General features: G+C 45.9%; 21 protein-coding genes. 11 read left to right on the top strand and 10 right to left on the bottom strand.

Annotated elements, in window-relative coordinates:
- The first annotated feature begins 1 nt into the window (after position 1).
- The gene (locus DV872_RS04170; protein ID WP_147283094.1) at positions 2-1,531 is read left to right on the top strand and encodes an MAC/perforin domain-containing protein; all 1,530 of its coding nucleotides are present in this window, start codon (positions 2-4) and stop codon (positions 1,529-1,531) included.
- A gap of 13 nt (positions 1,532-1,544) precedes the next feature.
- Here the strand turns inward: DV872_RS04170 and DV872_RS04165 are convergent, their stop codons facing one another.
- Both DV872_RS04165 and DV872_RS04160 read right to left on the bottom strand, forming a co-directional pair.
- Positions 1,545-2,249 carry a hypothetical protein gene (locus DV872_RS04165; protein WP_114628585.1) on the bottom strand — a complete coding sequence of 235 codons (705 nt, stop codon included), beginning with the start codon at positions 2,247-2,249 and terminating at the stop codon, positions 1,545-1,547.
- Positions 2,250-2,261: 12 nt separating this feature from the next.
- Complete coding sequence (locus DV872_RS04160; RefSeq protein WP_114628584.1) at positions 2,262-3,023, bottom strand: glycosyltransferase family A protein; 762 nt, start codon at positions 3,021-3,023, stop codon at positions 2,262-2,264.
- Positions 3,024-3,599: 576 nt separating this feature from the next.
- Between DV872_RS04160 and DV872_RS26475 the strand changes: the two genes are divergently transcribed.
- The 6 genes from DV872_RS26475 to aroE all read left to right on the top strand — a co-directional run bounded on the left by DV872_RS26475 (position 3,600) and on the right by aroE (position 8,844).
- Positions 3,600-4,292: a sensor histidine kinase gene (locus DV872_RS26475; protein ID WP_158546823.1), complete on the top strand. Its 693-nt coding sequence runs from the start codon at positions 3,600-3,602 to the stop codon at positions 4,290-4,292.
- Positions 4,270-4,887, top strand: a complete 618-nt coding sequence (locus DV872_RS04150; protein WP_114628582.1) for a response regulator transcription factor — start codon at positions 4,270-4,272, stop codon at positions 4,885-4,887. Before DV872_RS26475 ends, DV872_RS04150 begins: the two co-directional genes overlap by 23 nt.
- A 145-nt stretch (positions 4,888-5,032) precedes the next feature.
- Positions 5,033-5,446: a MarR family winged helix-turn-helix transcriptional regulator gene (locus DV872_RS04145; RefSeq protein ID WP_114628581.1), complete on the top strand. Its 414-nt coding sequence runs from the start codon at positions 5,033-5,035 to the stop codon at positions 5,444-5,446.
- Positions 5,439-6,845 (top strand): MATE family efflux transporter, encoded by a 1,407-nt coding sequence (locus tag DV872_RS04140; RefSeq protein ID WP_199563424.1) that lies wholly within the window; start codon positions 5,439-5,441, stop codon positions 6,843-6,845. The genes DV872_RS04145 and DV872_RS04140 overlap by 8 nt, the downstream gene beginning before the upstream one ends.
- A gap of 52 nt (positions 6,846-6,897) precedes the next feature.
- Positions 6,898-7,389 carry a hypothetical protein gene (locus tag DV872_RS04135; RefSeq protein ID WP_114628580.1) on the top strand — a complete coding sequence of 164 codons (492 nt, stop codon included), beginning with the start codon at positions 6,898-6,900 and terminating at the stop codon, positions 7,387-7,389.
- On the top strand, positions 7,390-8,844 hold the full coding sequence (gene aroE / locus DV872_RS04130) for a shikimate dehydrogenase (RefSeq protein WP_114628579.1): 1,455 nt from the start codon (positions 7,390-7,392) through the stop codon (positions 8,842-8,844).
- 6 nt (positions 8,845-8,850) lie between these two features.
- Here the strand turns inward: aroE and DV872_RS26470 are convergent, their stop codons facing one another.
- Positions 8,851-9,015: a hypothetical protein gene (locus tag DV872_RS26470; protein ID WP_158546822.1), complete on the bottom strand. Its 165-nt coding sequence runs from the start codon at positions 9,013-9,015 to the stop codon at positions 8,851-8,853.
- Positions 9,016-9,257: 242 nt separating this feature from the next.
- Here DV872_RS26470 and gcvT point away from each other — a divergent pair, with 242 nt between their 5' ends.
- From gcvT to gcvPB, 4 genes are all read left to right on the top strand, one after another.
- On the top strand, positions 9,258-10,358 hold the full coding sequence (gene gcvT / locus DV872_RS04125) for a glycine cleavage system aminomethyltransferase GcvT (RefSeq protein ID WP_114628578.1): 1,101 nt from the start codon (positions 9,258-9,260) through the stop codon (positions 10,356-10,358).
- 87 nt (positions 10,359-10,445) lie between these two features.
- Positions 10,446-10,820: a glycine cleavage system protein GcvH gene (gcvH, locus tag DV872_RS04120; protein ID WP_114628577.1), complete on the top strand. Its 375-nt coding sequence runs from the start codon at positions 10,446-10,448 to the stop codon at positions 10,818-10,820.
- A 46-nt stretch (positions 10,821-10,866) separates the two neighbouring features.
- Positions 10,867-12,195, top strand: coding sequence for an aminomethyl-transferring glycine dehydrogenase subunit GcvPA (gene gcvPA, locus DV872_RS04115; protein ID WP_114628576.1), 1,329 nt, complete (start codon positions 10,867-10,869; stop codon positions 12,193-12,195).
- Entirely contained in the window at positions 12,195-13,649 is a 1,455-nt protein-coding gene (gene gcvPB / locus DV872_RS04110) for an aminomethyl-transferring glycine dehydrogenase subunit GcvPB (RefSeq protein ID WP_114628575.1), read from the top strand. The genes gcvPA and gcvPB overlap by 1 nt, the downstream gene beginning before the upstream one ends.
- Before the next feature lie 10 nt (positions 13,650-13,659).
- Here the strand turns inward: gcvPB and DV872_RS04105 are convergent, their stop codons facing one another.
- Genes DV872_RS04105 through DV872_RS04080 form a run of 7 tightly spaced genes read right to left on the bottom strand, consistent with a single transcriptional unit; the run spans position 13,660 to position 23,383 of the window.
- Positions 13,660-15,666 (bottom strand): hypothetical protein, encoded by a 2,007-nt coding sequence (locus tag DV872_RS04105; RefSeq protein WP_114628574.1) that lies wholly within the window; start codon positions 15,664-15,666, stop codon positions 13,660-13,662.
- Positions 15,663-17,336: a DNA repair helicase XPB gene (locus DV872_RS04100; protein ID WP_114628573.1), complete on the bottom strand. Its 1,674-nt coding sequence runs from the start codon at positions 17,334-17,336 to the stop codon at positions 15,663-15,665. Before DV872_RS04100 ends, DV872_RS04105 begins: the two co-directional genes overlap by 4 nt.
- Positions 17,337-17,390: 54 nt before the next feature.
- Positions 17,391-18,380: an ABC transporter ATP-binding protein gene (locus DV872_RS04095; RefSeq protein WP_114628572.1), complete on the bottom strand. Its 990-nt coding sequence runs from the start codon at positions 18,378-18,380 to the stop codon at positions 17,391-17,393.
- Positions 18,377-19,393: an ABC transporter ATP-binding protein gene (locus tag DV872_RS26920; RefSeq protein ID WP_230391385.1), complete on the bottom strand. Its 1,017-nt coding sequence runs from the start codon at positions 19,391-19,393 to the stop codon at positions 18,377-18,379. The genes DV872_RS04095 and DV872_RS26920 overlap by 4 nt, the downstream gene beginning before the upstream one ends.
- Positions 19,390-20,463 (bottom strand): ABC transporter permease, encoded by a 1,074-nt coding sequence (locus DV872_RS26915; protein ID WP_230391384.1) that lies wholly within the window; start codon positions 20,461-20,463, stop codon positions 19,390-19,392. The genes DV872_RS26920 and DV872_RS26915 overlap by 4 nt, the downstream gene beginning before the upstream one ends.
- A complete protein-coding gene (locus DV872_RS04085; RefSeq protein WP_114628571.1) occupies positions 20,460-21,539 on the bottom strand; it encodes an ABC transporter permease in 1,080 nt (359 codons plus the stop codon). The genes DV872_RS26915 and DV872_RS04085 overlap by 4 nt, the downstream gene beginning before the upstream one ends.
- Positions 21,536-23,383, bottom strand: coding sequence for an ABC transporter substrate-binding protein (locus DV872_RS04080; RefSeq protein ID WP_114628570.1), 1,848 nt, complete (start codon positions 23,381-23,383; stop codon positions 21,536-21,538). The genes DV872_RS04085 and DV872_RS04080 overlap by 4 nt, the downstream gene beginning before the upstream one ends.
- Positions 23,384-23,401: the final 18 nt, after the last annotated feature.

Genomic DNA, 23,401 nt, shown 5'->3' with positions numbered 1-23,401 from the left:
AGTGATATCCCTTAAAAAACCTTTGGTTCTGTTGATTCTTGTATCCTTTTTTTATCTGTCAGGCTGTGATCTTATCGGATCAGATGAGAACAAAGAGGATGCGAATCCTGTCAATCTTCAGACTGCAGGCTTAGATGTCATTGGCAAGGGTTACGATATTTTTGATCCTTATGCCGATCCGGAAGAGGTCAAAGATCCAATATTAGATGTGAATGCTCTTCTGGAACTCGGACTTATTGATATGCAGGATATAAATAAGGGAGATTTTACCAGCAGTTCCGGTGCTACTTATTCTGAATATTTTGAGAGCTTTAAAGAAAAAACAAAAATGAGCGGTAATTACAATTTTTACAGCGGCTCCGTCAATCAGAGTTTCGCCCGGGAAAGATTTGAATCAACAGCCTATAACTTTGCAACGATTCACAGTGATATTAAGAAGCATGCCCTTTTGATCAATGACAGGAGTAATGGTGATTTTTTGGTAGAATATCTTACTCCGGAATTTAAGACTGCCCTGGATAATCCGGATGATAATTCGGCTATGATTTTTGAAAATTATGGAACTCATCTGCTCACGGGGATTATAGTCGGAGCCCGGCTGGATTATAATTATTCGGCCAGGAAGAATACGTCTTCGGGAAGTGAAGATATAAAGCTTTCCGCCAAAGCCAGCTACAAGACCCTTTTCAAGTCGGCCACCCTGTCTGTGGATACATCCAGCCATTCCAATTGGGAAAGCTGGTATTCCGATGCAGAGTGGACCACCACTGTGATAGGCGGAAAACCCGAGTACGGTCAGGGAATTCAGAGTGATGGAGAGTATAAGGACTGGATAGACAGTATTGACAGTCATCCTGTATTTTCCAATGTTTATGATCGCGGTGTATTTCCCATTTGGGAGCTGGCACCAACTCCTGAGAAAAGGACACAGATGGAACAAGCCTACGATGTCTATGCTCAGGGGAAATCGGTCAATACAATCCCCACAGATCCTCCCAGACAATGCATCATCGATTTCTATATTCATTATGGAAAGCAGCGGGAATCTGTCATTGATATTAATAATAGAAAATACTATCTAGTCAATCAGGATTTGAATGAAGATGCAGGCGGGGAATGGACCTTCCTCTATGTCTGTTTCGGCAATGATGACGGAACATCCGGATTGGCTCCGATCACAGACATTGCCATCACCTACTCTGGAGGCGAAACTGCTGCCAAAAATGATGCAGGGGACTATGAAATTATCGGCCTGAGTGGTCCGCATAATGGTGACTTGAACAAGGGCACCGGGGGTGATTATCTGTATCTCTGTGTGTCTCGGGCATCAGGAGAGCCCCTGACAGATGTCTATACCAAAGATTCTGATGGTGACTATAGATATCCTTACTCCTTTGAATTCCCTGACTTAGGATATGACATTGTGAAACGCAGAGAATATAATCATTCTACTGATGTGGATGCGGATCTGAATAAAGAAGCCGGCGGAGATGATATCTGGCTCTATTTTTCAAAGAGTCAATTGGACTAAGAGGGAAAGATTTTTAATAGATCAGTATCTCAAGAGAATCAGACACTATTGAAACATCCTTAACAGTCAGGCTGTCCGGAAAGATGATTATAAAACTGTCCGAACTTGTTCTGCCGGGGATATTATTTCTTATGGCATGGATTGACTCGTCTGAACTTCCATCTGTGAAGTCTACTCTTACTTTAAACTTCATGGTGTCTATTACTCTGCCGCTTGTATTGTCAAAGTCACAGAGAACTGAAACTTTATCATTCTCTGTGTCAATAATCTCTATGGGAGTGTACTTTGTGATGTTGAGGCAGTCTGCCAATGAACTCACATCGTATAAGATACTGCCTGTGGTGGACAATCCATTTTTATCTGCAATGATGTATTCCAGGGTCCATTGACCCTCAGGACCTGAGAGAGTCTGTTCAAAGCTGATATGGAAATCTGCCGTTTCCTGATACTGCTGCACCGGCTCATTCTGTTGGTAGACTGTTTCACCCTTGTAGATGTGTTTCAAAGTAATGTCAGATATGTTTGCGTCCTCATCTGATAATTCAAGATATAGCTGAGGTGTTTCTCCCATAAAGAGCTGGCTTTCTACTATATCGATGCGTCCGCTGTCTACAATCCTGGAAAGCAGAACTTCGGGAGCAGAGCCTTTGACCGCCGGAAACTTGCAGGCTCCCAGTATTGTTAGAATGATGACTGTCAGGATGTATGATTTTTTCATTTTTCTGCCGTTTTAGAAGATATATTTAATGGTGCCCACAATGGCATAGTGAGTGAAATAATATGCGGCCTGTACTGTGTTCAGCTTCAGATGTTTTCTGTACAGAGTCCATTGATTCTTAGCCTCTTTAAGTTTATTACCCGTCCATGAATCGGTATGTATTCTTAATCGTGCCAGATCTTCTTTCAGACCATAGGCATGGCCCACTTTATTAAGAATCCTAAGCCAGAAATGGAGGTCATCCTTACAGTTCACCGACGTGTCCTGCAGTATTCTGCCTGTCTTCTCTGTATCGAACATGGCGGAGGAGGCCATAATGCTGCATGTTTTCTTTAATCTGTGTGAGTTAACTCTCTTAGGGACAGGTACTGGGAAACGACTCAGAATATTCCCGTCAAGATCAATCTTTTTATACTCTGTATAACTGAGGCCCGCATCCATCCGTTCCATAAATGCCACTTGATTTTTTAGTTTATCCGGATGCCAGAGATCGTCTATATCAAAGAATGCAATATATCGGCCTACTGCCTTTTTCATGGCAACATTTCTTGCATTGACAGGGCCTTTGTTCGTATGAACTCTATATACCTTTATTTTATCATATTTTTGTGAAGCTTCATCGAGAAGAACGTGGGTTAAGTCTGTGGAACTGTCGTCGACAATCATCCATTCAAAATCTGTAAATGTTTGTGACATAATACTATTGACAGCAGCATCGATATATTGATATCCATTATATGCCGGTGTAATGATACTGACTTTTGGCTGACTCATTTTTCCTACTTTTGAGTATTGGATTTCTGGTTAAGATAAGTTCAGTTTCACATGGCAATTTAAAAATAAATATAGGAATATTTCTTAGTTTTCTCTTTGTTTAATTGTGGTACTTTTAATTAAAGAGGAAATGAAAAACATCGTATGTCAAGCAGCAAATTGTTAAAATTTCTCAAGCACAATAAATTCCTATACTTGGGTGTTTTTATTGGTATCCTCATCGGTACATTTTTTCTGCTGCAATACAGGCAATATACTGACTTACTTCAGTCTGACATTGAAAAAATTGAGGTTCTTTTAAATAAATTATTTCATGCTTCAATAAATGGGGAAGTCGATCATTCCAATGCCTTTTTAAAAGTGGATATGTTACAGTTTCTTGAAAATTCTATTTTGTATGAATCTCTGTCTGGTGATTTACTATTCTCAAACATTTTAGACAAATTTTTTCTGGAAAGCATCTTCGATTATCTTTTGGAATTAAGGCAATCGTATCTGCAGCAGCTCAATTTGCATCTGAGACTTTATTCATTTTTTCTGTGGTCTTTTCTTACTATCATAACTACCTTCATAGCTTTGTCTTTTCTGTCAGCCTTCACTAATCGTAATTCAATAAGAAACAGGGAATACAGGGATAATGTAAATGAGAATATGCTGGATATTCTGGAGAAAGACAGGAATATTATATCCTATGAACTCCATGATGATCTGGCACAGAAATTAGCTCAAATCAGTCAGTTTTTTAATCATCCGGATTTTGAAGAAGAATCATTTGCACTTTTAAAAAAGTATTCAGAGGAATCCATACAACAGGTTCGCCTTGTGTCTAACAGGCTGAAGACTCCCGCATTGAGTAAGTTGAATGTTCAAGATTCCTATGAGCAGCTTTTTTCTGACTATAAAATTCTCACAGGGATTAATCTGGATTATAAAATTATCGGGATGAAGAATCTTCAGATGGCCGAATCTCGAGTTATTCATATATTCCGAATCGTTCAGGAACTTTTAAACAATGCAATCAAGCACTCTCAGTCAGAACAAGTACAGATATCCATAATCTACAGCCATCCAGAGATCATAGTTAAATACAAAGATAATGGTATCGGTTATGATTATAAAAAGTCCATGAACACTGGACTGGGGCTGAGCAGTATACAGTTCAGGATGAATATGCTGGAAGCAAGATGGACTCAGATGGACACACAGTCTAACGGAGTTACACTGATATTCAAGGTGCCCGTAAAAAATGAAGAATATATTACTAATTGACGATCACAATCTGATCTATCAGGGCTTAAAACGACAATTAAGTGATGATTTGGAGATATTCTATGCAGCCAATACTGCAGAGGCAAAGGAAATTGTCCACTCCCATCAGATTGACATAGCTGTTATCGATATCTCTGTGGGCCGTGAGAACGGATTTGATATTGCTCCGGATATAAAGCCTTTTGTAAAGAAAATCTTTTTTCTTACCATGCATAAGTCTCAGATTTATGTAACGAAAGCTATGCACGAAGGATATGATGGTTATTTTTTAAAAGACGAACCTTTAGATCTGATGGAAGAAGCTTTTTCTCATCCTGATAATAAGAAATTCTGGATGACAGATCTGGTTGCTTCTGTCCTGGAAAGTGCCGGTGCAAATAAGTCGGAGTTATACGATAAACTCTCTCCCCGAGAACAGCAAATTCTACGGATGACTGCGGAGGGTGCGGGATATAGGGATATAGGCTCTAAACTGAATATCTCTGCCAAGACAGTGAATGTGCACAGGGCCAATGCCATGCGAAAAATCAATGTTGAAAGCCAGATTGAACTTGTTAAATATGCCCTGAAAATCGGAATTATCGAAATAGACTGAGTCTCATCTTGACAAATTTGTTCCTGATATCTATATTCTCAATACTTAGAAATCAAACTAATAGAAATTGAACTATTAGATTTAGAAGGAGTTTCCCCTGTATAGTGATGAGGAAATAGACTCAGTCAGTGCCATACCCCATTATATGATGAAATTCGGTCATCATCTGATGAAGAGTTTCAAGCATATGGCGGGTGAAAAGTACAATCTCAACAAGACACAGATGAGGACCCTGGTTATGCTCAGGCGCAGGGGAAGTCATACAATGAGTGATATTGTCGCTCATATGAATATTGAAAAGGGCTCCATGACTTCTGTTGTGGACAATTTGACTAAAGAGGGCCTTGTCCGCCGGGAGCGCGATGAGAATGACCGTAGAAAGGTCCTTATTTCTCTTCTGCCTCCGGGGCATACTATCGCCTGTCAGCTTGAAAAAGAGATGGAAGCTCATATCCAGGAGCAGTTGGATCTGCTGGGAGAGGAGAAGGTGAAATCCCTTCTGGAGTTGGTAGACGTAGTTAAAGAGAGCCTTCATATCTGGGAGAATAAATTTGAGTAAACAAGTACATGATCATAAGAAGACCTTCGAGTCTGATTCTATAGGAAAACTGTTATTGAAGATGTCCATTCCGGCCACAATCGGAATGATCGTAAATGCTCTCTACAACCTGGTGGACACCATTTTTGTCGGACAGGGTGTGGGGGCCATGGGGATTGCCGGCTTGACCATCGGTCTTCCCATTCAGATGATTATCGGGGCATTGGGGATGACCTTCGGAACCGGAGCGGCATCAATTATTTCGAGGCGTCTTGGAGAAAAGAAACCGGATGAGGCCGCTAAAACCGCAGTAAACGCCTTTGTTCTGGCATTTATATGCAGCATCTCCATCATGATTCTGGGAGAGATCTTTATGGATCCCCTTTTATTCATTTTCGGGGCAACCGAAACTGTTCTGCCCTATGCTCGTGAGTATATGCAGGTGATTCTGCTGGGCTCCTTTTTTCTCTCATTTGCGATGGTGGGGAATAATATCTCCAGAGCAGAGGGGCAGCCCAAAATTGCTATGGTGACCATGATTATCGGTGCAGGTCTGAATATTATCCTTGACCCCATCTTTATCTTTGGACTGGGAATGGGAATCAGAGGAGCGGCTATCGCTACTGTGATCAGTCAGTTCTGTTCCTTTGCTTTTATCATGCGTTTTATGATTGCCGGCAAGAGTCATCTTCCTTTGAAGTTGTCATATGTTAAATTGGATACTGCAATTGTAAAAGATATTAATACCCTTGGTCTGCCCACTCTGGTTCGCCAGGGAGGGATGAGTGCACTTGCTCTTGTAATCAACAATGTACTGCGTCATTACGGCGGAGACTTCGGCATTGCTACCTACGGCATGATGAACCGTCTTTTTATGTTCACCCTGATGCCCATATTCGGTATAGTTCACGGTTATCAGCCCATTGCCGGTTACAGTTACGGGGCAAAGCTGTTTGACCGTCTTAGAGAAGTGAATATAAAGGCCATGATGACAACCAGTTTTATGTCCTTTGTGGGTTTTCTATTCCTTCAGTTCTTTGCAGAATTTCTGATCCGGATGTTCACCCATGATGAGACACTTGTACAGATGGCTGTACCCGCCTTGAGAATCAGCTCTTCAGCCATTTTCTTACTTGGACTACAGGTTATCTGCTCCACGTATTTTATGACCGTGGGCAAGGCATTCCCGGCCTTCTTTCTCAGCCTCTCCCGTCAGTTTATCTTCCTTATTCCTCTTGTACTGATACTGCCGACTTTTTACGGGCTCAACGGGGTCTGGTATGCTCTGCCTCTTGCAGATGTACTCTCTGCAATTGTTACGGTTACCTGGTTTTCCATCAGCTGGCGAAAAACAAGGATAGAGATGACAACCGGACTCACTCCTGATGCAGCTGCCGAAGCTGCGGCAGTTAAAGTCTGATTATTCCGGACTTTTGTTTTTCCGGATTCTGTTTTAAGATGGGGGCATGAAAATGCTCCCTTTTTTATTGTCATTCCTTCTCTGTATTTCCTACTTACATGCAGAACCCCTTTCTGATAACTCAGTGGATTCCGATGCATCGGAAACTGTTGCGGCAGAATTAAATACTCTGGCCGAACATCTGGGAAGGTCTCTTGAAGATGTTATTGCAAGGGACGGGCTTCCCGATGAGATGTATACCGTTCGCGGTCCATCTGATGGTCAGGATTCTGTAGTCTTTTTCTATAAAAACAGGATTTCAATGTTCTGGGCTGAGTCCCATGTCTGGCAGATCAGAGCCGACCGGGAATATCTGTCAGATCAGTATATTCTGCAGATGGGAATGAGCCGGGATGAGGTAATCTCTGTCCTTGGAAAAGCCGACCTGGACAAAGGTGAATATTATATCTACACCCTTCCTCAGAGAGGATATCCAGTCTCCTGTGCACTCTATTTTGAAGAAGACAAGCTGAGTGATCTTTATGTTTACAGGAGTGATTACTAGATGTCACGACTTTGCCTGACCCTGTGCCGATCAACACTGGCAGCAAACCTCGAGGATCTGGGGCAGAACTCTCCCGATCTGGCCGAGCTTCGGATCGATCTTCTCGATGCTTCTGAACTTGATAAAATCAGTGATTTTCCTGCTCAGGCGGGGACTCCTCTCATACTGACCTGCCGGAAGGTTATTGATGGTGGTAAATGGTCGGGTAGTGATGAAGAGAGAGAAGATCTCCTTCTTAAATCCATGGAAGGTGCATTTGCCTTTATAGATCTGGAGGAGGATGAATCTTCTGAAGTCCTGGCTGTTCATGCTGCGGGGAAGGGAATCCGGATTATCCGTTCATTCCATGATTTTGATCAGGTCCCCGGAGATCTTGCACAGAGGCTCCAAGAGATGTCCAGCCGGGGTGACCTGGTAAAGGCTGCTGTAATGCCTCAGGGAATTGCCGATGTTCTGGCTCTGTTCCGGATAGGTCAGGACTGGAAGAAGACTCATCCCGCCGAGGATAATCTAATCCTCCTGGGAATGGGTGCCTATGGAGTGGCAACCCGTATTCTGGCACAGAGGATGGGAAGTTTCCTGACCTTCTGTTCTCCCGGCGGCAGCGAGGCTGCTCCCGGGCATATGGACTGGGATACACTTCATAATCTATATAGGGTCAATGAAATAGATGATCAGACCGGGATATACGGAATAATCGGAAATCCTGTGCTCCATACACGATCTCCCCATATCCATAATCCCGGGTTTAAAGCCATCGGTGAGAATGCTGTCTACCTCCCTTTTACGGTGGATGATGTTCCGGCATTTTTTGAGCTGGCGGAACATCTTAAGATCAGAGGATTCTCTGTAACTGTACCTCATAAACTTGCAGTACGGAATCATCTAGACCGGGAAGACTCGGCGGTCACCGCCATCGCCTCATGTAATACTGTCGTGAGAACCGTAAATGGCTGGGAAGGTTATAATACGGATGTCGAAGGCTTTATCCGCCCTTTGATAGAGAACGCCGGAAACCTTAAAGGAAAAACTGCCGCAGTTATCGGAGCAGGAGGTGCCGCCCGGGCTGTTGTGTATGCACTCTTGAAGGAAGGCTGTGATGTGAGCATCTTTAACAGAACCGAAAGCCGTGCTGCCGCCCTTGCAGATGAGTTGGGAGGCCATGGTTATTCTCTTGTAAAGCTGAAGGCTGAGATGGATGAAGGAAAGTCTTACGATTTTCTGGTTCAGACAAGTTCTGTGGGTATGCACGGTGCTGAAGGTCCGACTAACCCCGTACCTTTTTACAAATTTACAGGGCGGGAACTGGTCTATGATATTATCTATACCCCCCCGCTTACCGATCTTATGCAGAAGGCAGCTGATGCGGGTGCACAGACTCTGGGAGGTATGCCCATGCTCCAGGAGCAGGCCAGAGCTCAGTTCAGACTGTTTACGGGAAAGGAACTCTTTTAATAGCTGTCAGTACTCGATGGAGTTCATCAGAACTATCATTATGGAACAGAAAAGAAATCCCCCGAAGGCCACAATAGAAGTTGTTGTGATAAGAACCTTGTCAGTTAAGGTAAAATCACTCACTTTTTTGGATCGTTCTTTTATATTATTCTTATTTATTACTTTCGCCATGGTTTATATCCTGCCTATTTGATAATCAAATCATTTTAGCGTATTTTTTATCTTGATGGAAAGTCTATTTCTCTCAAGTGGTGCAGTTATTTTCTCCATGACCCTTTGAGATTCTCTGCGGCTGTCCTGTTTTTTATGAAACAGAGACTTCACTATTGCAAGATACGGTAAAATGCAGTTAATGTATTGTTGAAATCATTAATCTGAGTTAAAATTATTGTTGATATATTAAGGGGTCAGACATGTTGAAGACTGTTATGAATTCTTTTCACGTAGAACAGGGTGCCAGGATGGTGGAGTACGCCGGATGGGAGATGCCTCTATTTTATGGCCCCGGGGCAACCGAAGAACACAGGATTGTCCGCAGAAGCGCCGGGATATTTGATGTCAGTCATATGGGGCGTTTCCGTATACAGGGACCCGGCAGTACGGATTACCTGAATCATCTTATTACAAGCAATGTAAAAGCACTGCAGCCCGGTCAGTCGGGTTATGGAATCCTTCTGAAAGAAGACGGTGGTATCATCGACGATATCTTCCTGTACAGAATGGGTGAAGAGGACTATTCCCTTGTGGTGAATGCCTCCAATCTGAATAAAGACTGGGAATGGCTGGAGCTGCACACAGGCCCCTTTGAAGTTACCCTAACAGATGAGTCTTCTCAGACTTCACTCTTTGCCCTTCAGGGACCTCAGGTAATACCCGTTCTCGAGAAACTCACATCCCTCTCCCTGCAGGATGAATGGGAACGATTCGGCATACGTGAGCTTAAGCTTAACAATATTACATTTCAGGCCGGGCGTACCGGCTATACCGGTGAAGACGGTGTTGAGATCTTTGTAGATAATGAAGCGGCCCTGGAGTTATGGAACAGTATTCTGGCTCTGTTTGCTGATCATTGTGAAATAAGCCCCTGCGGCCTTGCCTGCCGGGACAGTCTTCGATTCGAACCGGGATTTCCCCTCTATGGACATGAGCTGGGTGAAGATATTCTTCCCCCGGAAGCCTTACTTAAATGGGCCTGTGACATGCAGGGTGATTTTATCGGTAAAGAGGCTGTGGAAGCTCTTCTGGAAAAAGGGCTTGAGAGAAAACTGATAACCCTCTCCCTTACAGAAAAAGGAGTTCCCCGGGAGGGTTATGAAGTTCTTTCATCTGATGGAGAAGTGATAGGAGAGGTTGTAAGCGGGCTGTATGCACCTACAGTGGATAAGTATTGCGCCAACGCTTTTGTTTCTCCGGCCTATGCCAAGGCGGGAACGGAAATACAGGTCTCCCTCCGGGGACGAGTGAAGAAGGCCGTCGTTGAAAAGCGTCCCCTCTACAGGCCGAGTTATCGCTGACCCTTTCATTTAAGAATCCTGGTAGTGCAGACTGTTTAAATAACCTAAACTGTAGATCAGTTTAGAAAATACATAAGGAGTAAATCTATGGAAATCAGATACGCAAAATCCCATGAGTGGGCGGCAAAAGAGGGAGATCTCTACATCTGCGGTCTCAGTGAGTATGCCCAGGAAAAGGTCGGAGACATTGTATTTGTCGAGCTTCCTGAAACCGGAGCCGAGGTAGAGCAGGGTGCTCCCTTCGGTGTTATTGAATCTGTAAAGGCGGCCAATGATCTCTACGCTCCTCTTAACGGTGAAGTTGCAGAAGTTAACGAAGGGCTTGAAGATGAACCCGAACTGGTTAATTCATCGGCTCTGAAAGATGGTTGGATCTGCAAAATAAAAAGTGATGATGACAGCTTTTCCGCTCTTATGAGCGAGGAAGAGTATAAAGAATTCCTGAAAGGTCAGGATGAATAGAGGGTTCCGGGAACGGAATAATAATTAAATAATTCGAGGTTGGTAAATGAGTTATATTCCCCATACTGAGAGCGACCGGCTTAAGATGCTGGAGCAGATCGGGCTTGAAACGGTTGAAGAACTGTTTCAGGATATTCCCGAAAGTTGTCGTTATCCTGAACTGAACATTCCCGACGGATTGCCGGAAATGGTAGTGAAGAAGAGACTCAAGGATCTGTCAGATCGAAATCAGAGTTCAGATGATGCCCTGTGGTTTCTGGGAGGCGGTCTGTATAGACATTTTGTCCCTTCAGTAGTGGATGCAGTACTTTCCAGAGGGGAGTTCTTCACTGCCTATACTCCCTACCAGCCCGAGGTCTCCCAGGGTACTCTTCAGGCTTTGTTTGAATTCCAGACTATGATTGCCGAACTCTACGGAATGGAGGTGGTCAACGCTTCTCATTATGATGGTGCTGCAGCTATGGCCGAAGCTGCCCTGATGGCCCTGCGATGCAAGTCCGGCAGAAAAGAGATTGTTCTGGATGAGGGAATCCACCCCGAGTATATCGAGGTTATGGAGACCTACCTTGCCGGCAGTGATGCCCTTATGAGAAAAGGACGGCCAGATGATAATTCTGCCTGTTTTATCACAGCCAACCCCGCTTTTACCGGAGAGATTCGGGATCTTAAGGCCCTCGCGGAGGAGTGCCATGGTGTTGGAGCTCTTTTTATTGTTCATGCAGACCCTCTGGCCTGCGGGCTGCTGGAAAGTCCGGGAGTCTGCGGTGCTGATATCGTTACCGGTGAAGGCCAGCCTCTGGGTATACCCATGAGTTACGGCGGTCCCAGCCTGGGACTCTTTGCTACTACTAAGAAGCTGATCCGAAAAATGCCCGGCAGGGTTGTGGGGAGAACAATGGATGCCGGCGGACGTGCCGGATGTGTTCTTACTTTTTCTGCCAGAGAGCAGCATATCCGCCGTGAAAAAGCGACAAGTAATATCTGCTCCAACCAGGGACTGATGGCCCTGGCGGCTGCGGTGTATATGGCGGCCATGGGGAAACAGGGTATCAGAGAGACAGCCCGTCTTATCTATGACAAAACAGCCTATGCCTCTCTGACTTTAGGTCAACTTGAAGGATTCTCAGTGGATCAGGGCTCATCCTGTTTCAGGGAGTTTATACTGAGCTGTCCCTCTCCTGCAGCGGATATTGCGGATGCATTACAGAAGAAGGGAATTTTCCCCGGTCTGGCATTAAGCCGCTTTGAAGCTTCTGAATATCGTTCCGCCTATAGGGAAAATGATCTTCTGGTCTGTGTAACCGAGATGAATAGTAAAGATGAGATTGACCGGCTGGCAAAGGCTCTGACCGCAGCCGCCAAGGGGAACATGTAATGGATCAGAATAAAATATCCTCCCTCTGGGAGCTGAGTTCATCGGGCCGCAGGGCCGTAAGAGTGCCGGCCAGTGATGTTCCAAAAGCGGAACTTGACGAAAAACTGGCAAGAAAAGTGGAGCCCGAGCTGCCTGAAGTCAGCGAACTTGATCTGATCAGGCACTATACCCGTCTCTCAACCCTTAATTACAGTATTGATACCCGTTTTTATCCTCTGGGCTCATGTACTATGAAATACAATCCCAGGCTCAATGAGCAGACAGCCAGAATGGCCGGTTTTGCGGCCTCCCATCCCTATGCTCCTGAATCTCTTGTTCAGGGAAATCTTGAGCTTTTATATGAACTTCAGAATGGGCTGAGCGAACTGGCAGGATTCAAGGCAACCAGTCTGCAGCCTGCAGCAGGAGCCCATGGTGAACTTGCGGGTGTTCTGATGATCAAGAAATATCATGTATCCCGTGGTGATAAGGGGAGAACCCGTTTTCTTATCCCCGATTCGGCTCATGGAACCAACCCCGCATCCGTCGCCATGGGTGGATTTGAAGCCGTGGAACTTCCTTCCGACGGGAGAGGAAACATAGATCTTTCTAAATTGAAGGAACTCTGTGATGAGAGCATTGCAGGGATTATGATCACCAATCCCAACACCCTGGGGCTCTTTGAAGAGCAGATTATTGAAGTCATTGAGACCGTTCATGCCTGCGGCGGACTTGTCTACGGAGACGGAGCCAACCTTAATGCCATCATGGGGGTTGTAAAACCCGGTGAGCTCGGATTTGATGTGATGCACTACAACCTGCATAAGACCTTCAGTACTCCACATGGAGGAGGAGGTCCCGGTGCAGGCCCGGTGGGTGCTGCGGATTCTCTAAAAGATTTTCTCCCCGGTCCTATAGTTGTTGTCTCTGAGGATGACCCCGACTCCTATACTCTTGCAAAACCGGAAAAAAGTATCGGCCGCCTCAAGGGATTTAACGGAAACTTCGGCGTTCTTGTGAGAGCCTATACATACTTCCTCTCTCTGGGAGGAAACGGCCTGAGGGATGCTTCAGAAAGTGCTGTTCTTGGTGCAAATTACCTGATGTCAAAGGTGAAAGATATTCTTCCACCCTGGTATGACAGAATTTGTATGCATGAGTTTGTAAGTTCCGGTCAGAATCTGGCAGAAGGTGTTCATACAATGGATCTGGCCAAGCGGCTTATTGACTATGGATTCCACCCCCCTACGGTTTACTTTCCCCTCATCGTACCTGAGGCTCTGATGGTGGAACCCACCGAAACCGAGAGTCTGGAAATCCTTGATGCATTTGCTGATACTCTGCGAATCATTGTTAAAGAGAGTCAGGAGAATCCACAACTGCTCCATGACGCACCCCACAGGGAGATGGTCTCCCGTCTGGATGAGGTCATGGCGGTTAAAAAACCGGTGCTGCGGGATATCCTCAGACTTTAATTCGCTTTTCTTAGAAAAGAGATACCCGTATCTTTGAAATCTGACTGATCTTTCTGACAGGACATTGAAATGGCTTGTCCGGGAGTTCTGTACCTATAAGCAGGGCATCCGCCTCCTTCTGGTTTTCCAGTTTGAGGGGGACGATCCTGTGTGTTTTAATATCAAAATCTCCTTCGGGAAGATTAATATCCAGCTGCCAGGCTCTGTTGCCGATCACAGACTGTATCATCCTGAGTTTTCCCTGATAATCGAGACCCTTTACCTTACGGATTCCACTCTTCATCATAGTAGTGCTGAGCTGTTCTTCCATAAAGATAACACCCCGTCTGATTCTTTCACCCAGTTCCCGTTTGTCTTCTGAAGGCAGTCCTTCAAGGGCTTCGAGTTTTGTGATAAGAAGATCCATATGATCAGGGGCAATCTGGGGAAGCTCTTCGGCCTCACCGGGTTCATTATGATGAAACATAGGTTCTTTTACTGAGTCAAGAATTTTGAAATCCGCCTTGTTTCCGCTAGTCTCCGGTGCCTTGCGTACATGGGGTACCGTGCGGATTCCCAGGTTTTCAAGAATATCCTCCCACTCCGCCTTGTTTTCACGGCTCAGCAGAAAGATACCGGGAGCCGGATATCTGAGGATGTAGGGTTTGAGGGCAGCACTCTGTTCGAGTACATTCCGTCTGGATTCATCCACTTCCAGAACCAGAGCATCCCATATAAGACAGCTGTTATACTCTTTTTCCCAATCTTGTAATGAAAAATGGACATTCTGGGAGAGGGGTATAGAGAACCGCACTGTCAGTTCTTTTTCAAGTTCTTCCAGTTTCATCCCTGTCTTCAGATAGGATGCAAAGGATCGGTCTGTCATCTTCAGCTGTGCGAATGAATCGTAACGTTCGGCTTCCAGTGACAGGGCCATGGGGAGACTGAAGGGAGCTTCGGGAGTCAGGTTTACATCGAAGGTGGCATGAAAGAACACCGAACCGGCGGCCTGGGGTGCCGGAAAGGCTGTGAGCCTTGCCAGCATGGGATGCAGGTAGTAACAACCATCCCTGTATAAAAGGAGATTAAAGGTTTCAAAGCGTTTTATCATTGTCATCACAGGAAGGGGTGGAGGTCCGTTGTAGATAGAATCTCCCAGTATCCTGATCAGTGAGATCAGATCATCCTCTTCAATGCCTCTGTTGGCAGGCAGCTGATTCAGGAGTGATTCGGTAAAATCCATTCCTTTGTCGGGATTGGCTCTGTCTGTGGTGATGATCTGGCCCCAGAGGGTTAAAAGTTGTGTTCTTCTGTCCAGTGCCGAATAACGTTTAAGGTTTTCAAGGCGCAGAGACCAGCTTCCTCCCTGTTCCTTGAGAAGTTTCAGGGACTTCAGTGTATTGAGAAGGAGGTGGAGTTCTTCTGACTCGCCGTTTGTAAAAATCTTTATTGGATAGAGCTGACCCAGTTTCTGGAGAAATTTCTTTTTCAATGATCCGTCATTATTTCCAATCTGCTGCTCTCTATGAATCAGGGAGAGAAAACAGATAAGGAATGAGCCGTTTAACAGGGGCAGTGTCCCTGTCTCAGGCGGAAGTGAGGGGTGAAGTTCGTAGAGATGACCTGGATTCAGATCTTTCTTTATCTCTTCCGGAAGAAGAGGGCTGCAGCTGAGGCATAAACCTGAACTCTTTTTTGTATTGAAAATAAGAAGCCGCTCTTCAAGATTTGTTATAAGGTTCTGTATTTCGAAGGGTGAAAAACGGGAGGAGAAAAAATCCTTTAAAAAAAGAACATCGGGACATTGAAACCAGTCCACAGCGGATAGAATCAGAATATCCTCCCGGCTGGTCATGCTGGTCTGTCTCAGTACATATTCAGGACGGCTCAAACGGAAAGCCAGAGTATTGAGAAGGTCGGTTTTGTTATAGGGTGTGTCTACACCTCCCAGGTAGTTGTTCATGATTTCCATAAACACATCTTCCGGGAGTTCTCTTATCAGGGTATTCCACTCTTCCCTTTCTCTTTCGCTGCTCACAGTTCCTCCATTCCAAGGCTGATAGTATATTTATAGCCCTGCTCGGTCAGAAACTGCTGTCTGTTTGCAGCATACTGCTCTTCAACAGTATAACGGGTTACAAGTGAATAGAACCAGGAATCTCTGTCCTTGGGTCTCAGGATACGTCCCAGACGCTGGGCCTCCTCCTGTCTTGAACCGAAGGTTCCTGAAATTTGTATGGCCACCGAAGCATCGGGCAGGTCAATGGCAAAGTTTGCTACCTTGGACACGACTATGATCCTCGATTTTCCAATACGGAAATCGTCATAGATCTCCTCTCTCTGAGCATTGGGAGTCTTTCCTGTAATCAGAGGGGCATTTAAGATCTTCGCCATCTCCTGAAGCTGTTTTACATACTGTCCGATCACCAGGATGGAGTCGTCAGGGTGTTTTTCTATGAGTTTGAGAACCAGTTCCGGTTTCATGGGGTTTTCTGCGGCAATTCGGAATTTAAGCCTCTTGTCTGCAACGGCATAGCTGGTTCTGAGGTCTTCGGGAAGGTCCAGGCGCATCTCATGACACCATGCCGTGGCGATCCAGCCTCCGGCTTCAAGTTCCTTCCAGGGGACATCGTAGCGTTTAGGGCCTACCAGTGAGAATACATCTTCCTCTGCGCCGTCTTCTCTGACAAGGGTGGCTGTGAGACCAAGGCGGCGGACCGCCTGAATTTCTGCTGTTACTCTGAATACCGGGGCCGGCAGAAGATGGACTTCATCGTAGATGATAAGTCCCCAGTTACCCTTCCGGAAAAGAGAAAAATGCTCATAGGCACTCTCTTTATCCTTTCTCCATATGAGGATCTGGTAAGTACCGATGGTGACAGGTTTGATCTCTTTTCTTTCACCCGTGTATTCACCGATATCTTCTGCTCTGAGGTCGGTCTTATCAATAAGTTCTCTTTTCCACTGATGCACCGCAGCCACATTGGTGGTGAGGATCAGGGTTTTACACTGAATCCGGCTCATGGCTGTCATTCCGATAACCGTCTTGCCTCCCCCGCAGGGAACAACCACTGTACCGAATCCGGTTCCCGGCTTGTTGTTTCCAATGAAAGACCTTATGGCATCTTCCTGATAGTCCCGGATATTCAGTTCCTTGCCGCTGAGCATAATTTTTCTAAGGTTTATGGGACATGGGTCTCCAGACTTGAGAGGTGCCAGGTCCTCCACCGGGAATCCGGCTCTGATAAGGTGGAGCTTTATTGTTCCCCTGTCCATCAGTTTAAAGAAAAATCCATCTTCGGCGGCGGTGAGGTATTTTTTAAGATTCTTGAGGTGGGCAATCTCTGTAAGGATTGCGGGGTCTGTGGACTTCAGGTACAGAGTCTCTTCATCCTCGGTGGCATCGATCTTTATAAGACCGTAGCGGGAGAGGGTGGAACGGACAAAGTACAACACGTTTTCGGGTACGGGAAAACGGGAGTGTCTATTAAGGGCGACCAGTATGTCATCCTCACTGATTCCGGCGGAAGCGGCGTTCCACAGGGAGAGAGGTGTCATTCTGTAGGTATGTATATGTTCGGGAGATTTTACAAGCTCTGCAAAGGGGGATATATCAGCCCTGGCTTTATCAAAGCCCTGGTTGTGAACATCCAGCAGGAGAGAGTGGTCACCCTGTACTATTAGTGCAAGTTGGGAAGTATCAGTCATAACCAGCTATTATATCGATTTTAGAGGATGTTTTCAATAAGTGCCGGCTCCGGCTCAGATCTGTGGGAAATGGCAGGCCAGATATCTGTTTTCTAGGATTTCCTTAAACTCAGGAGCTTCCAGACATTTCTCCTGACGCTTTGGACATCTGTGGTAGAAGGGGCATCCCTCCAGAGCTCTGGTTGAGTCAAAGGGTTCATAGGCTTTAAGTTCCAGGGATTCATCCATTCTGCTGGGAATGCTGTCGTAAAGGAGTGACGTGTAGGGATGCAGTCTTTTTTCAGCCAGAGCCTGTGCAGATGCCTCTTCTACAATTTTCCCCCGGTACATTACTCCTATACGGTCACAGAAATAGGTGGTCACAGTCAGGTCATGGGCTATAAAAAGCATGGTGAGTTTAAATTTTTCCTTCAGTTCCAGCAGAAGGTTCAGAATCTGGCTCTGTATTGATACATCCAGTGCCGATACAACCTCATCACAGATCAGGAGCTCAGGCTTCATAATCAGCGCACGGGCGATGGATATTCTCTGTCTCTGTCCTCCCGAAAAGTCAGCGGGCCGGCGGTCCAGATCTTCGGCATTGAGTCCGACAGTCTCCATCATCTCCTCCGCCTCTTTCCGGGCAGCCTCATCCCCCGGCCAGGAGGGACTCTGTCTGTAGCCCGCAGTGAGTATGCTGTAGATATTCATTCTGGGGTTCAGGGAGCGGGCGGGGTCCTGAAATACATACTTGACCCGGCTTCTATAATCAAAGAGTTCCTTTTTATTCAGTTCATTCAGGCGATGTGACTTACCGTCCTGGCTGTGAAAAAGTACTTCTCCCTCATCGGCTTTATACATTTGCACCGCGAGGCGGGCCAGAGTCGTTTTTCCACAGCCTGATTCTCCCACCAGACCGTAAGTTTCACCTCTTTTAAGCTTGAGGCTGACTCCGTTCACAGCATAGACAAAGCGTCCGTACCGGGCAAACAGTCCAGCCTCCAGTGAGAATCTTATCTTAAGGTCATTAAGTTCCAGATGGCAGTCTGTGCATGGTGTACTCATGATTTCACCTCTTCTTCTGAAGCTGGACTTTCTGTTCTCACAAGAGGATTGAAACAGCGGAGCTTTTCACCTTCTGAGTTCATAATTTCCAATGGGGGAATTTCTTCTCTGCAGCGCTCCTGAGCTCTATCACAGCGGGGAGCAAAAGGGCATCCCGGTTCCGGATGAATCGGATTGGGTACGGTTCCGGGAATTGTATGCAGCCGGTCTGTAGTGTAATGGCTCCCAAAGGCAGGGAGAGCATGAAGCAGTCCCCGGCTGTAGGGGTGGGAAGGTCTGCTGTAGAGCTGTTCTGCTGCTGCTTCCTCCATTACCAGTCCTCCGTAGAGAACAAGTATTCTATCGGCAATTCGGGCAACCAGATCCAGATCATGGCTGATAAAGATGATTCCCATTTCCCTTTTTTTTCTCAGTTTAAGGAGAAGTTCAATGATCTGTGCCTGAATGGTAACATCAAGAGCAGTCGTCGGCTCATCGGCAATAAGGAGCCGGGGATTTCCGGCCAGTGCCAGGGCGATCATGACTCTCTGAAGCTGTCCCCCCGAAAACTGATGGGGGTAGCTGGTAAGACGCTCTTCGGGCTGAGGAATTTGTACTTCCTCCAGCAGATTTATGGCTCTTTTTTTTAATTTTTCATCTGTTTCTGAAGGATAGTGGAGCCTCAGGGTTTCTCTAAAGGTTTTCTCCATGCTGTAGAGTGGATCGAAGGATCGTCCCGGCTCCTGAAAAATCATGGCAGTTTTACTGCTTCTGAATCGGGGCAGTTCCTTTTTTTTGTCCAGAGCCTGCACATCCTGACCCTCAAAAAGAATTGTCCCTTCAATTTCTGTATAATCCGGGAGAAGACGCATCAGAGCCTGAACACTTACACTTTTACCGCTTCCGCTCTCACCTACAATCCCCAGTATTTCTCCGGTTTTTAATGTATAGGACATGCCTCTCAAAGCCTTGAGAGCACCTCGGCGGAGGGGAAAGGTTATATGGAGCTCTGTAATTTCTACGAGATTACTCATCTGAGACCTCCCTTATCTCTGTGATAGGGATCAAGGAAGTCACGGAGCAGGTCTCCCAGAAAGTTGAAGGCCAGTGTGGTGATCAGGAGAAAAAGACCGGGTATAAGGAACCAGGGAAAGTTCCGCAGGTTGCTCAGAGTCGATATTTCACGGTTGATCAGGCTTCCCCAGCTTACAGCCGGGTCAACAATACCCAGTCCAAGATAACTCAGCACTGTCTCTCCCAGAATGAAGCCCGGTATCCCCAGGGCAATGCTTACAATAATGATGGAGGACATCTGAGGAATGATCTGTTTGAAGATAATGCTCAGTGTAGGGATGCCTTCAAGTACTGCATTGGCTATAAAGTCTTCCCTTTTGATGCTGTGCACCATCCCCCTGATAAGCCTGGCACTCCCGGGCCATCCTACAAAGCTCAAAATGACTGTGATTATCATAAAGGATTGACCGCTGGTCATGCTTCTGGCCAGAATCGATCTTAAAAAAAGGATAAGGTAGAGGCCGGGAACCAGGATGAAAAACTCGGAAAACCGCATGATAAACCAGTCTATTTTTCCACCGTAGAATCCTGCCAGCCCACCGAATGTGATGGCCAGGGTCATTGAAATCGTTATCCCGATAAATCCGATTGTCAGACTGATGCGGCTGCCGTAGAGGATACGGGAAAAAAGATCTCTTCCCAGGTTGTCCGAGCCCATCAGGAAAACAGGTGTATCATCTTCTCCGGGAGCCATGCCGAAGAGGTGACGCTCTGCGGGGATAAGATTCCAGAGTTTATAGGGTTCTCCTTTAACAAAGAAACTGACAGGTTTACTTGTCCCTCTGATCCGGGCATATTTCCAGTTGATTTCATTTATTACCGCCCTTTCCTGTACCTGAGGACCAAAGCCCAGATCAGAGCTGTACCAGCTGACTGCGGGAGGATGAAAACTCTTCTCCGAGAAACTTGTTCCCGGATTGTATGGTGCGATGAATTCCGCAAAAATCATCATCAGATAGAGGAGTATAAGAACAATGACCGAAATCAGTGCCACCGGTCTGTATAAGAGGGCTTTCAGGAATCCTTTCATTTATTTGAGTACCTTATTCGGGGATCTACAACGGCAAGAAGAATGTCTGCCAGAACCATTCCCAGGAGTACCAGGAAGGATGTGAACATCAGGTTGGCAAGAACCAGATAGATATCCTCCTGCAGAACTGCTTCATACATCAGTCTTCCAATGCCCGGGTAGGAAAAGATAATTTCCAGTATAAGGGATCCTGAGAAGAGGCCGGCCAGAAGGTTTGCGCTACTGGTTATATAGGGATTCAGAGTATTACGGAAGGCATGAGCAAAGTAGACTCTCCCTTCGGAAATCCCCCTGGCTCTGAGAGCTGTGATATAGGGCTGACCCAGCTGATCCAGCATGGTAGCCCGGATCATCCTCATGGTACCTCCGATTCCACCCAGAAAGGCGCCGATCAGCGGCAGAGTGATATGATGCATATAGGAAAAGACAAAACGCCCGGGATCTTCAGCAAAAGGAAATCCCGGATATGCCGTCACGGGAAAGAGACCTGTCACCGCTGCAAAAAGCTGCAGCAGGATAAGGAGGAGCAGTCCGGGAAAGGAGTGGAGAAAGAGGGCTGTAAATGTTGCCGCCAGGTCTGTTCTTGTCCCCACTTTTGAGGAGAAGTAAATTCCCAGGGCAAAGGAGATAAAGGTCAGCATAAACAGGGATATCAGGTTCAACAGGATGGAATTGAATATCCTGGTTTTAATAAGGTAGAGAATCGGGGCCCGGCTTATCATAGACTTTCCCAGATCATGTTCAACAATTATCTGTTTCAACCAATGGAGGTATTGCATGTAAAAGGGTTTATCCAGTCCCAATTCCGCCCTCATATCGGCTATTTTTTCCTCCGAGTATTCAAGGTCGCTGGACATGGCATTTCCTATGCCGCTCCCCTCACTCATCAACTGTGCCTGTACATGCTTTTCGACAATATCACCCGGTGCCAGCTCCATCAATGCGAAAACGGCAAAGCCCAGAATGAAGAGGATCACAACCATGGAGACGAATCGGCCCAGTATGAAATGGAGAAGGGGGTGGGCCCCTTTGATTTTGAAAATAAGGCCCATTATTTTGAGATAAAACTGCTTCATTCAGAATCCTTCAGAAACAGTCTATTGGTATCCAGCCCTCCCAGATTGTCATAAAACACATTATCCCACTTATCTCTGATGGCATAAAAGCTGTTTTGGTGGACCAGGTAGTAAAGAGGGAGTTCCTCCAGAAGTATGGACTGGAACTCATCCCAGATTTCCTTGGCCGCTACGGGATCGGGGGTGAAGCTTCCTTCATTATAGAGGTAGTCCACCCGGGCTTCCCAATCTGTAGCAGGCTCTTTCTGCAGGGGATTCCACAGATGGAGATTTCCATCGGAAGACCACACATTGGAACCGCCTGTGGGCCAGTAGTTACCGCTTCCAAGGCTGATCAGGATGACGTGCCAGTCATATGTCGCCGTGAGCATTTCAATCATTTTTTGAAAATCAAGGGGAGTCAAATTGACCTTGATACCCACCTTGCCGCATTCATCGGCGAAGATACTTGCCGCATCCATCCGGATGTTATTGTCGGAGTTGGTAATGATATCGAACTCAATGGCTCTGCCTTCAGTATCTCTCATGGTTCCCTTTTCGTCCTGTTTTATTCCGATGGATTCCAGAAGCTTCAGTGCTTCTTCAGGGTTATAAGTATATACATTGCTGATACTCTCATCATAATAAGGATTGGCAATTGCATAGTGATGGAGGGCCGGAGTGGCCAGACCTCTATAGATCTGCTTCACCATTCTGTCTCTGTTAGTCAGACGGCTCATGGCCTGGCGGAATTCCTTCTGTGTAAACCAGCTGAGTACGGGTTCTTCAAGGCCCGATGGATTCTGGTTGAAACAGATAAAGTTCGAACCCATTGTAGCTCCACCGTCATAGATGCTGTAATCTTTGTTTTCTGTATTAATCAGGTCGTCCAGATCTTCCGCACGAACAGCATATCCATCTCTCTCTCCGTTTTTAAAAAGGAGGTAGTTGGTGTTCATATTGGGGACAATTTTGTTTATTGATTTTTCAAAGTAGGGGAGAGGATTGCCTTCTTTATCCTTATCCCAGTGATCATTGTTTCTTTCATACACCAGCCGTACACCGGGGGTGTATTCAGTCAGAAAGTAGGCTCCTGCACTGGGGAGGGTCTTTACATCTGTATCAATGGAGAGAATCTCTTTGACTCCCTGGACTCCACCCTCTCTGAGAGCCGGTTCGTATATAAAGCGGGGACCGAAGGTCATATTACTGGTGAGCAGAGGGTTGGCCACTATTCTGGGATAGTGAAAGACAACGGTCATATCATCCAGTTTTTCCATCTCTATCCGGACATCTGTTCCGTCGGACATAGTCATAAACTGTCCGCTATATGCTGTCATCTGAAGATCAGAGTTCCCGTATATTTCATCATACCAGAAGATCAAGTCGTCAGCTGTGATTTTGATCTTTTCATCAGAATCAAAAAAGGACCAGTACAGATCATCCCTCAGGGTAAACAGGACATCCATTCTGTCTTCATCTTCAAAAACTGTAATTTCAAAATCAGCACAGCCGGATTTCCACTCTTTTATATAGGGATCATATTGAACCAAACCTCCCGGGAGAAGGGTATTTATTACGGCTGAAGAATCACCGTCACTGTCCGCAATGATCAGGTTGAAGGTCTTTGGGTCTCCGGTCAGTGAACTGTTCCAGATCCCACCGGATTTTCCTATAGCATAGATATCTGTACCACCCGGCTTCTTAATAGTTCCTGCCAGAATCCCTGCCTGATTTTCTACTTTCAGAGCCTGGGCCTCTTCCAGGGTCATCTCTTCTTCCCTTGAGCAGGATGCCAGGGCAAACAGCAGAAATCCGCTAATAAAAATTGTGCACAGTAGAGTTGAAAATCGGTATGTCTTCATATGATACCTTCCTGTTTT

The organism is Oceanispirochaeta sp. M1 (assembly GCF_003346715.1).
Taxonomy (GTDB): domain Bacteria; phylum Spirochaetota; class Spirochaetia; order DSM-2461; family DSM-2461; genus Oceanispirochaeta.
This window is presented reverse-complemented; position numbering and strand designations above follow the sequence as displayed.